The organism is Streptomyces sp. NPDC005574 (assembly GCF_040605435.1).
GTDB lineage: Bacteria > Actinomycetota > Actinomycetes > Streptomycetales > Streptomycetaceae > Streptomyces.
This window is the reverse complement of the sequence record NZ_JBEXCW010000162.1, coordinates 1-10212: the sequence shown is the minus strand read 5'-3', so window position 1 is coordinate 10212 and position 10212 is coordinate 1. Positions and strand designations below refer to the sequence as shown.

At 71.1% G+C, this 10212-nt stretch carries 8 protein-coding genes and 1 pseudogene; 1 reads left to right on the top strand and 8 read right to left on the bottom strand.

Features of this window, described 5'->3' with window-relative positions; all coding sequences use genetic code 11:
• From ABZT03_RS41465 to ABZT03_RS41430, 8 genes are all read right to left on the bottom strand, one after another.
• Positions 1–513 (bottom strand): helix-turn-helix domain-containing protein (locus tag ABZT03_RS41465; RefSeq protein ID WP_356049030.1); only part of this gene is annotated, 513 nt, incomplete at its 3' end.
• A 93-nt stretch (positions 514–606) separates the two neighbouring features.
• On the bottom strand, positions 607–1878 hold the full coding sequence (locus ABZT03_RS41460) for an ATP-binding protein (RefSeq protein WP_356049017.1): 1272 nt from the start codon (positions 1876–1878) through the stop codon (positions 607–609).
• A 525-nt stretch (positions 1879–2403) separates the two neighbouring features.
• Positions 2404–3375, bottom strand: coding sequence for an alpha/beta hydrolase (locus tag ABZT03_RS41455; protein ID WP_356049015.1), 972 nt, complete (start codon positions 3373–3375; stop codon positions 2404–2406).
• A gap of 286 nt (positions 3376–3661) precedes the next feature.
• Positions 3662–5107: an aldehyde dehydrogenase family protein gene (locus ABZT03_RS41450; RefSeq protein WP_356049013.1), complete on the bottom strand. Its 1446-nt coding sequence runs from the start codon at positions 5105–5107 to the stop codon at positions 3662–3664.
• 59 nt (positions 5108–5166) lie between these two features.
• A complete protein-coding gene (locus ABZT03_RS41445) occupies positions 5167–5910 on the bottom strand; it encodes an SDR family oxidoreductase (RefSeq protein WP_356049006.1) in 744 nt (247 codons plus the stop codon).
• A gap of 134 nt (positions 5911–6044) precedes the next feature.
• Positions 6045–6365 (bottom strand): hypothetical protein, encoded by a 321-nt coding sequence (locus ABZT03_RS41440; RefSeq protein WP_356048998.1) that lies wholly within the window; start codon positions 6363–6365, stop codon positions 6045–6047.
• A 60-nt stretch (positions 6366–6425) separates the two neighbouring features.
• Positions 6426–8588 carry an MMPL family transporter gene (locus tag ABZT03_RS41435; protein WP_356048996.1) on the bottom strand — a complete coding sequence of 721 codons (2163 nt, stop codon included), beginning with the start codon at positions 8586–8588 and terminating at the stop codon, positions 6426–6428.
• 93 nt (positions 8589–8681) lie between these two features.
• Positions 8682–9395, bottom strand: a complete 714-nt coding sequence (locus ABZT03_RS41430; protein ID WP_356048994.1) for a DUF998 domain-containing protein — start codon at positions 9393–9395, stop codon at positions 8682–8684.
• 252 nt (positions 9396–9647) lie between these two features.
• Here ABZT03_RS41430 and ABZT03_RS41425 point away from each other — a divergent pair.
• Positions 9648–9971: pseudogene (locus ABZT03_RS41425) on the top strand (hypothetical protein); the annotation flags it as partial.
• Between the last annotated feature and the right edge of the window lie 241 nt (positions 9972–10212).

Genomic DNA, 10212 nt, shown 5'->3' with positions numbered 1-10212 from the left:
GTCGGTCTCCCACACCTTGTTACGCCAGCCCCGCGGCCGGGCCAGGAACACATCATGCTGGCGCGCCGCCCGCTCCCCTCCCGCGAGCCCGGCCCGCTCCCCCGGCGTCAGATCCCGGCGGATCGCACGGTGCAGCGTCGTCAGCGACGGTGCGTCTGCAGGCGGAGACTTCCGGGCCGCGCGGAGGACCAGTTCGCGATGGACGGCCCGCACGTTCCCCTTCCACAGCGCCAACAGCGCACGGACTTCAGGCGTGATCGTGAACGTCGCACCGGCCCGGGGCGGGGCACCAGGGCTGGCGGCCGCGGCCTCATCACCCTCAGCCGCGGCCAGCCACCGCCACACCGTGCGCTCCGCCACCCCCAACGCGTCTGCAGCCACCCGTACATGACCCGCTGTCAGCTTCTTCCCCGCCCGCAGAACGAGCAGCCGCCGAACCGCCGGACCACGCAGTGCCGTCCTCGACGCCGCAGGCAACCCGCCGCCTGCGCGGACGGCGTCACCGTCCTCCATGTCAGTTCCCCTCGCACGGTGGGACGTCGTGTACGTGCCGGGCCGGGTGCTGAGCGCCTGCAATCGCCTCCCGCCTCTTGCAGAGCGCTTGGTTCACAGCGGCGGCGCGACCCTCCTGAACAGCCGTCCCAGCAAAGCCCGGTCGATGGCTGCGTCAGCGGTGGTGAGCAGCGCGTTCTGCAGGTGGGCAGTCAGAGCCGCCCACAGGCGGAACGTGCCGTGGGCGCACGACCGGTCGATCCACGCCAGATCCGGGGCCGCGACGGTACGCCACAGCGGATGGAAGCCGGTCACCACGGCCGCCACTTCCGCTGCGGCCAAGCGCGGAACCTCCTGCCACCCGCCGACCCTTGATGCCAGCTGCGGCAGCCGGGCCAGCGCCCGCTCGCTGCCCGACCCGCACAGCACCAGCGTGATCCTCGTGCCGGGGTCGTCCCACAGGCTCTGCAGGTACTCCAGGCACGGCACAGGCAGGCGCTGCGCCTCATCGACCACCAGCACCCGCGCCTCACCCAAAGCCCCCGCGACTACGGCGTCGGCCCGCGCCGGCGTGTGCGGGAAACGGCCCGGCAGCCCCAGAGCATCGAACACCGCCCGCCTCATGCCGGACACCGACGGGCGCACCGGCACCGGCACCCACGTCACCTTCCAGCCCGCCGGCACATCGTGGAGCGCCATCCGCACGGCCGCGGTCTTGCCCCGGCCCGGGTCGCCGAACACACACACCGCGCCCTCCGCCGCCATCGCCTGCCCGACCGCCTCGGCCACCGCCCGCACCGACGACGTCCCCACCAGCTGCGCTCCCGCCGGCAACGCCACACCCGCCACCGGACCACTCTCCCCCGACGGCAGGACCGCGAACGCCGGCACCGGCGCGGGGTGCGGCGGCCGGCGCACAACCGTCTTCGCCGCGCCGCCCTCACGCGTCCCGGCCAGTGCAAGGTCAGCCAGGGCCTGCCGTGTCCGCTGCTCCTCCCGCTCCCGCCGCACCACCACGCGGTCCGGCAAGACCCTGCCGGCCTCCAGGTCCCGGCGCACCACCCGGTACAGCGACGCCAGCGACGGCACCTCTCCACCGGCATCCTTCAGATGCCGGTGCAGCACCGACACGTTCCCGCCCGCCTGCGCCAGCACCTCCCACGCCTGGTCGGACAACTCCAGCCGGGCCCGCGGCCTGCGCTCCACACGGCCTTCCGTCCGCGCCGCGTCCAGCCAGCGCCACACCGTGCGCACGTTCACCCCACCGACCTGCGCGCCCGCACGCACGTGCGCCGTGGTCAACGCCCCGGCCGCCTCGAGCTCGAGCAGCCGCGCGACCAGCACCGGCCTGGACACCATCAGCCCCGCCGTCACCTCACCCCACACGCCCGGCTCCCCCACCCCACACCCTCCCGACGCGCGAACCCGACGCCGACCACCGTGCCGCCGCCCGGCCCCCGAAGGATCAGAAGTGCCGTTCCCATGACAGCGGAACAGGGAAGGGTGTACCGCCCCATGACAGCGGTGCCCGTTGCAGATACCGCCCCATGGCACTGACGCTGTCCTTCACGAACGCCCGACCAGCAAAAACATCCCGACCTGACATACCGTCACTGACACCCACCCACTGACACCAAACCGGCACATCGCAGCTCGGGGTCCTTCGCTGTCTGGGGCTTGCCGCATCGCACTGGAGTGCGTGTAGGCACTGGGATTCAAGGCCGCTCCCCCTGCGGACTATGTCATCGCCGCCGCCCTCCGCCACACCGGCCGCGACTACCACCGGCCCCTACGAACCCTCGGACTCACGTGACGAACCCAGACAGATCTCGATCATGCAATGACCCTGCATCTGTCTCAGCCAGTCCCGCGGTACGAGGCTCAGGTGAGGCGGCTGGTGCGCTGCTGCTGTCAGGCCGGAGGCTTGGGGAGGTGGAGCAGTCGGCGGATGGCGTCCATCCGTTCGGCGGTCATGCGGGTACCGATGGCAGTTCCGGGGACGGCGTGGGCCACGTGGAATGCTCCGCTGTAGTGACGCAGTTCGGTCGGAACGCCGGCCTGGATCAGCAGGCGGGCGTAATCCAGCCCTTCATCACGGGTGGGGTCGACCTGGTAGGCGGTGACGTAGGCGGGAGGAAGTGCGGCCACGTCGGCGACCTGGGCACGACCGGGGGCGGCGTACAGGGACACGCCGGCGGCTCCCGGTTGGACGGTAGCGCCGAGGTAGTACTGCCAGCTGTAGGGCGAGTTCGATGCCTGCCAGGTGGGTGTGTCGGGGAGGTGGCGCATGGAGTGCGTCTGCAGACGGTCGTCCACGGTGGGGGCGTCCAGGAACTGCGCGGCCAGGGCCGGGCCGCCGTGGTCTCTGGCGCGAAGGCAGAGCGCTGCGGCCAGGCCGCCGCCCGAACTCTCGCCTAGCACCCCGATCCGGTTTGCGTCGATGCCGTGCTCTCGGCCCATGCTGCCTGCCATCCATCGCAGGGCCGCGTAACAGTCGTCGAGGGCCGCGGGGTAGGGGTCTTCCGGGGCAAGGCGGTACCGCACGTTCAACACGGCGGTCCCGGTCTGGTCGGCGATCCGGCGTGCGGTGTCATCGCCACTGTCCAGGTCACCGAGAACGAACGCGCCACCTTGCAGATACATCAGCCCCGGAATTGGCCCGGGGCGGCCGGCGGGCAGGTAGGTGCGTCCGCGCACGTGTGGCGCTCCCGGCTCGCCGGGGATCGAGACGTCCTGGACGGTGAGCGGGCGGGTGGGCTCGTAGGGTGCGACCGGGCTGGAGAACTGACGGGCCAGTGCGCGTGCTGCCGTCACGTCAGCGAGGTCGATCCGGGGGATGAAGGGTGCAACGGCGGCAAGTTCACTGTCGAGCACGTAGTCCACGGTTATCTCCGCACTCCAGCACTGTCGGCTGGTCAGGGGTTGTTGTGCAGTGTCGCCGCCCGTCCCGCTTGGTCAGGAAGATGACCTACGTCATCGAGCGGGACGGGCTGCGAGGGCAGATGCGTTCTGTGTGTGTGGGGCACCCTGCGCGGGGATGCCCGGCCCGGCTGAGCCGGGGGTTGATGACCGGGTGCGCTGCGGGGGTGGTGTGTCGTGGGGGCGAGTGTGCTGGTTGCGGACCACATCGCCGTCGGCTTGCGGCAGCGGTGTGGTCCGCGCGGGGTGTCTATGCCGTCGGCTGGGGGTGCTTGATGGTCAGGGTCTGGGTGTTGGTGAAGGCAAGGAGGCCGGCGAGGCCGCTTTCGACGCCGATGCCGGACTGCTTGTGGCCGCCGAAGGGGACCTGGGGGTGCAGGTGCATCGACTCGTTGACCCACACGGTCCCGGCCTGCAGCTGCTGTGCTACTTGGTGGGCGGCTTCGGTGTCGGCGCCCCAGACGGAGGCGCCCAGGCCGTATTCGCTGCTGTTGGCGCGGGCGATCGCGTCGGTGATGGCGGTGTACTTCAGGAGCGGCAGGACCGGCCCGAACTGCTCCTCGCGGACGATGCGCGCGCTGTCCGGGGGGTTGTCGATCAGGGTGGGCCGAATGAAGTAGCCGGCCGTCTCGGGGTCGGGTAGGCCGCCGCAGAGGAATGTGTACCCCTGGTCGCGGCAGTCGTTCAGCAAGTCCAGGACCGTCTGGTACTGGCGGCGGTTGGAGACCGGCCCCAGCTCGACGCTGTCGTCCTGGGCGGGGTCGCCCAACGTGACGGCGGCGGCGAGTTCGGCCAGTTCGCGGGCCAGGTCGTCGTAGATGTCGGCGTGCACGTACAGGCGCTTGGTGGCCAGGCAGATCTGGCCGCTGTTGGCGAAGGCGGCCCAGAACAGCTGGGCGGCGACCTGCTTAACGTCCACGTCCGGCAGCACGATCGCGGCGTCGTTGCCGCCGAGCTCCAGGGTGACTCGGGCCAGGGTGGCGGCGGCGCTGGCCATGACGGTGCGTCCGGTCTGGGTGGATCCGGTGAAGCTGATCTTGTTGAAGCCGGGGTGGCTGGTGAGGCGCGAGCCCAGGCCGCCGGTTCCGGTGATCACGTTCAAGACGCCGGCGGGCAGTACGTCACGCAGGATCTCGCCGAGCTTGAGGTTGGCCAGCGGGGTGAACGCCGAGGGCTTGAGGACGACGGTGTTGCCGGCCAGCAGGGCCGGCCCGAGCTTGAACGATGCCTGCCCGAGGGGGTAATTCCAGGGGGTGATGGCTGCCACGACCCCCAGCGGCACGTGCCGGGTGATCGACCGTCGTTCCTCATCGTCCTGGTTGACCGTGTCCGCCAAGGCGATGTCGGCGGTGGCGCGCAGCCAGTAGCCCAGGCCGGCGACCTCGGCGCGGGCAATGCTGCGGGGCTTGCCCTGCTCCTGGACGACCAGATCGGCGAGCATCTCGGTGTGGGTGTCGATGGTGTCGGCCATCGTCCGCAGGTACTGGCGGCGCCGTTCGACGGGCAGGGCGGCCCAGGCGGGGAAGGCACCGCGGGCGGCGGCGACGGCCTGGTCGAGCTGCTCGTCGGAGCATTGCGGGGCGGCGGTCAGTATCTGACCGGTGGAGGGGTTGGTGACGTCGAAGGTGGAGGCGCCCTCCACGGGCAGGCCGTCGATGGTCAGGGTGAACGTCTGGTCGCTGGCAGGGATGTGCACGGTTCTCCAAGGCGCGGCCCGGCGAAGCGGGCCGCTTGGTCACGACGGTGAGGGGTGGGTCAGTTCTGGACGGTGGGGCGCACGACGATTTCGCTGACGTCGACGGCGTCGGGCTGCGCGATGGCGTAGCCGATGGCCTGGGCGATGGCGGAGGCGGGCAGGCCGATCTGTTCGGTGGCGGCGCGCGCGGCGCTCTGGGCTTGGGCGTCGCCGCCCTGGTCGGCGAGTTCGGACTGGGTGAAGCCGGGGCTCACGACCGTGACGCGCACGGCGGTGTTCTCCTGGCGCAGGCCTTCGGACAGGGCGCGCACGGCGAACTTGGTGGCGCAGTAGACCGCGGCGGTGGGGTCGACGCGGTAGGCGGCGGTGGAGGCGATGTTGATGATGTGGCCCGCGCCGCGTTCGCGCATGGCGGGCAGGACGGCGGCGATGCCGTGCAGGACTCCGCGCAGGTTCACGTCGATCATCTGGTTCCACTCCTGGACATGGAGAGCGTCCAGCGGTGACAACGGCATCACGCCGGCGTTGTTGATCAGGACGTCGATGCGGCCGTGGCGGGTCAGGGCGCTGTCGGCGAAAGCGGTGACGCTGTCGAGGCGGGTGACGTCGAGTTCGGCGTACTCGGCGCTGTGCCCGGCCTCGGTGAGCTCCTTGACGAGCAGGGCGAGGCGGTCCACGCGGCGGGCGCCGAGAACGACGTGGTGTCCGGCGGCGGCGAGGTGGCGGGCGGTGGCCTCGCCGATACCACTGGATGCCCCGGTCACCAGGACGATCTTGCGGGGGGAAGGGGTGGACGTGGTCATGAGGTTCTCCAGAGATGCGGTACGTGGTCGCGGAACGGTGCCGGGTGCGGCGGGAGGCGGCTGCCTCGTGGGGCTGCGCGAGCGCCGGCCTCAGGTGCTCGGGTGCGCGGCGCGCAGGACCCGAAGTGGTGGCCTCAGCGGGCGGCGTGGGGTTTCTCGACGTGTTGCAGGACGTCGGTGAGCTGCCAGTCGACGCTGCTGTGGTCGATGGTCGCGTGGACGGGCGAGTGGCCCATGACGCCGGTGATTCCGGCGGCGCCGGCGCGGGCGTGGGGCATGCTGTCGTAGGCGACGATGTCGATGATGGTGCCGTCCTGGGTCTGGGCGATGCGCCGCCATTGGAAGCCGGGTTGCTTCTGGAGGTAGTCGTTGATGTCGGCGTTGGCGGTGATGAAGTCCTGGACGGTCAGTCCGGGCGCGGGCTTGAGGGTGGTCACTTCCAGTACGTCAGGCACGGGGGTTCCCCTTCTTCTGGTACGGATATGGGTCTTTGGGCTGCAGGGGCTGGCCGGTGGTCAGGCTTCGGCGAGGGCGATACGCCGGTGGAGCCGGCGCAGCGGAGCCGGGCAGTACCAGTTGGCTTCGCCGAAGGCCCGCATGAAGGCCGGCAGCAGCACGGCGCGCACCAGCGTGGCGTCCAGCACGATGGCCAGTCCGCTGCCGATGCCGAACATCTGCAGGAAGCTCACGGTCCCGGCGGCGAAGGCCAGGAGGCTGACGGCCAGCAGGGCCGCGGCCGCGGAGACGATCCGGCCGGTGCGGGCCAGGCCAGTGGTGACAGCGTCGGCGGTGGGCATCCCGCGGTCGTGCAGTTCCTTGATCCGGCTGATCAGGAAGACCTCGTAGTCCATGGACAGCCCGAAGGCGATGCACAGGAACAGGATCAGCATCGACATGTCCATGGGGCGTGCGGTGAACGACAGCGCGCCGCTTCCGTGGCCGTCCTGGAACATCCACACCAGTACGCCGGCGGTCGCCGAGAGGGTCAGCGCGTTGAACAGCAGGGCCCGCACCGGCTGGAGCAGGCTGCCGGTGAACGCGAACAGCAGCAGCAGGGTGCTGGCGATGATGATCAGGGCGGCGTAGGGCAGGCGGTTGCCGATGGAGGAGCTGGTGTCGACCAGGTCGGCGTCCGGGCCGCCGACCAGGGCCTGGACCGCGGCCGGGGAGGGCACGGCGCGCACCTTCGCCACCAGGTCCTGGGCCGTCGCGGACTTGGTGGTCAGGTTGGTGGAGAGCACGATCCGCTGGGCGTGTGGGCGCCCCAGGGTGGCGGGGTCCAGGGAGGCGGTGGTGGGTGCCCCGCGGCGGTAGCTTCCGGCGCTGCTGTCCACAGCGGCCACCCCCGGCAGTCGGGACAGGCTCCGGGCGTACTGGCTCAGTGCGGCGGGCGGCACGGCGGCGGTGGTGACCACGTCGATCTGGTCGCCCTGGCCGCTGAAGTCGGCCGTGAGGTGGTCGCTGACCTGCCGGCTGGCGGTGTTCTTGGGCAGTACGCCCTGGTCGGGGGTGCCCAGTTGGGCGTCGGTGAGGGGGACGGCCAGGAACAGCAGGAGCAGGAGGGCGGGGACCGCGTACCGGGCGGGGCGGCGCTGCACAGCGGTGGTGATGTGGCGCCAGATGCGGGACTCGCCGCCGCGGGTGGCGGCGGCCGACCACGGGATCCTGCCGCTGTTGACCTTCGCGCCCAGGACGGAGAGCAGGGCGGGCAGGACCAGCAGGGCGCTGGCGGCGGAGATGAGGACGACGCCGATGCCGGCGTAGGCGAAGGAGCGCAGGAAGTACTGCGGGAAGACCAGCAGCGCGGTGAGGGCCGCGGCGACGGTGGCGGCGGCGAACAGTACGGTGCGTCCGGCGCTGGCGACGGTGGCGGCGACGGCTCCGGGGACCGGCTGGCCCTGTGCCAGGTGTTCGCGGAAGCGGCTGATGAGCAGCAGCGAGTAGTCGATGCCCAGGCCGAGGCCCAGGGCGGTGGTCATGTTGATGGAGAACACCGACACGTCGGTCACCGAGCCAACCACGAATAGTTCGGCGAACGTTCCCATGATCGCTATGGTGCCGACCAGGAGTGGCAGGAGGGCGGCGACCAGGCTGCCGAAGACCAGCAGGAGCAGGAGCGTGGTGAGCGGGACGGCGATGGCCTCGGCGCGCAGCAGGCTGGTGGTGACCTGGTCGTTGATGTCTACCGAGGCCGCGGCGCTGCCTCCGGCTTGGATCGTGGCGGCGCTGTTGGTGACGGCGTAGCGGGAGATCAGTGCTTTGGCGCGGGTGGTCGACTGGTCGTCGTCGCCGGTGACGTGCACGGCGATCATGGCCTGGGTGCTGTCGTGGGAGCGCAGGGCCGGGGCCTTGGCCGTCCAGTAGGACACGACCGTGTCCACGTCGGGTTCGTGGTTCAGGCGCTGGGTCAGGGCGCGGCCGGCCTGGGCCGCGGCGGGGGCGTCGACGGATCCGGTGGTGGCGTGCAGCAGGAACACCAGGTTGCTGCGGCCGCCGAACTGGGTGTCGATGACGTGTTCGGCTCGGGTGGCCTCGGCGTCGGGGTCGTTGAAGCCGCCGCCCTTGAGCTGTCCGAACGCGCCGATGCCCACGGCGGTGCACACTGCGAGAGCTAGCGCTGCCAGGACGAGGACGAGTCTGGCGCGTCGGTGGATGAAGGTGCCGTAGCGGTACAGCAAGGGGATCGGCCTGCTTTCGGAGACGGGGCGACGGGTTGGTCCGGGCGCCGCAGAGCGCGGCGGCCAGCAGCCGGGGCGGCCGGCGAACTGCGGTCAGTGGAAGCTGTGGTGCGCGGTGGGCTGCGCGGACGCGGAGTCGGGGCCCGCGGCGTGTGCGCGGCTCAGGGCGAGAGCGGCGATGAGCAGCATCCAGGCGTTGGCGGGGTAGGAGGCCAGGCGCTCGGACAAGCCGGCGCCCCACGGCAGGTGCGTGGTGAACTGTCCGGTGATCGTCAAGGTGGCGCCGATCAGTCCTATGCGGCCCAGCGCGAGGCCGACCCGCCGCCAGGGCTGGACCAGTCCGGCGGCGCGGCGGCTGAGCAGGAGCACGGCCAGCCCGCCCAGCGGCATGTTCAGTGCGCCCAGGGTGTGCAGGGCCACGTCGGTGTTCTCCGGAACCAGACCCACCAGGACTTTTCCGGCCGCCGAGACGATCCACAGCCAGAAGGCGACAGTGACAGTGCGCTGCTGGGCCCACAGCGGGCGCAGCAGCACCATCCCCGCGGCGGCCAGGAGCCCGCAGGCGATGAACGACACGTTCATCGTGGTGTGCGCCGGTGAGCACACGTACGCCGCCTGCCCGTGCGGCGGGGTGAACGTTCCGCAGCTGGTGTTGCCCAGATCGCTGAGGAAGTTACGCGTCCAGCTGTAGGAGGTCTTCCACTGGGCAGCGACCACGACCTGGCAGACGAAGTACTGCAGCACGCCCAGGATCCACGCGGCGGCGCCCCAGCGGAGCCGGTGAGCGGGCAGGAGTGATCGGGTCATGGAAGACCGTCCTTGGGAGTGCGGCGAGCTTGGTCCCCGCCAGGTCAGCGGGACACCATCAGTGGACCGCGCGGCGGGGTGCCGCTGACACGACGTGATCGGCAGGGCACACGACAATTCCTGCGCGCTCATCCCGCCCGCTGCGGCCGACGTGAGATGCGGAGCGGACTTGGACCTGTGGCTGGCGCTGCCCTTGGGCACATCGCGGATCGGCGCTGCGGGGCGCTCGAGCCGCCCGTGCCCTTGTCGGGCAAGGGCGAGCGCCGGCTGGCGGTCCTCACCGCTGGGGCGGTCGCGCTGACCGGACTACTCTTCGCCATCCTGGTGAACGGCAAGGCGTGGGCCGGCCCCGCCACCCTCGTTGACGGCCTCGCGCTGCTGTCCGCCGCCGCGATCGACGCCGAGGGCGCCACGGACCGCATCGCGGAGATGGGCTTCGGCTGGCGGCAGCCCGTCGCCGCGCTGATCGCCCTGGCCGCTGCCGCGGCTCCGCTGCTGGCCGCCTTCATCAGGGTGCAGGACGGCGTCAACGGGCCGCTCAGGCGGCACGACCCGGTGCAGGTCCCCGCGTTCGTCGTGGTGCAAGAGACTGGTCGTGGTGTGCCGAACCGTCCCGTGCGGCGGCCCTGGCCCGTGCGGTGGTCTTGGCCCGCGGCTACTTCTGCGGGGAGTCAGCCGGCGCCGCATTCTCGGACACGACCGGAGATTCTTCTGGCAGTTACCGGTAGTTCGTTAAATCCGGTGGCGGTGTGGGTTGACGGTAGGCCGGGTTGGTCGTAGGCCGGTGGTAGGAGTCAACTTCACTGCTGGGGGCTGA

What these genes read in the sequence shown, in the direction of transcription:
- ABZT03_RS41430 (WP_356048994.1), bottom strand. Translation starts at nt 9,395, where the DNA reads ATGACCCGATCACTCCTGCCCGCTCACCGGCTCCGCTGGGGCGCCGCC.
- ABZT03_RS41445 (WP_356049006.1), bottom strand. Translation starts at nt 5,910, where the DNA reads ATGACCACGTCCACCCCTTCCCCCCGCAAGATCGTCCTGGTGACCGGG.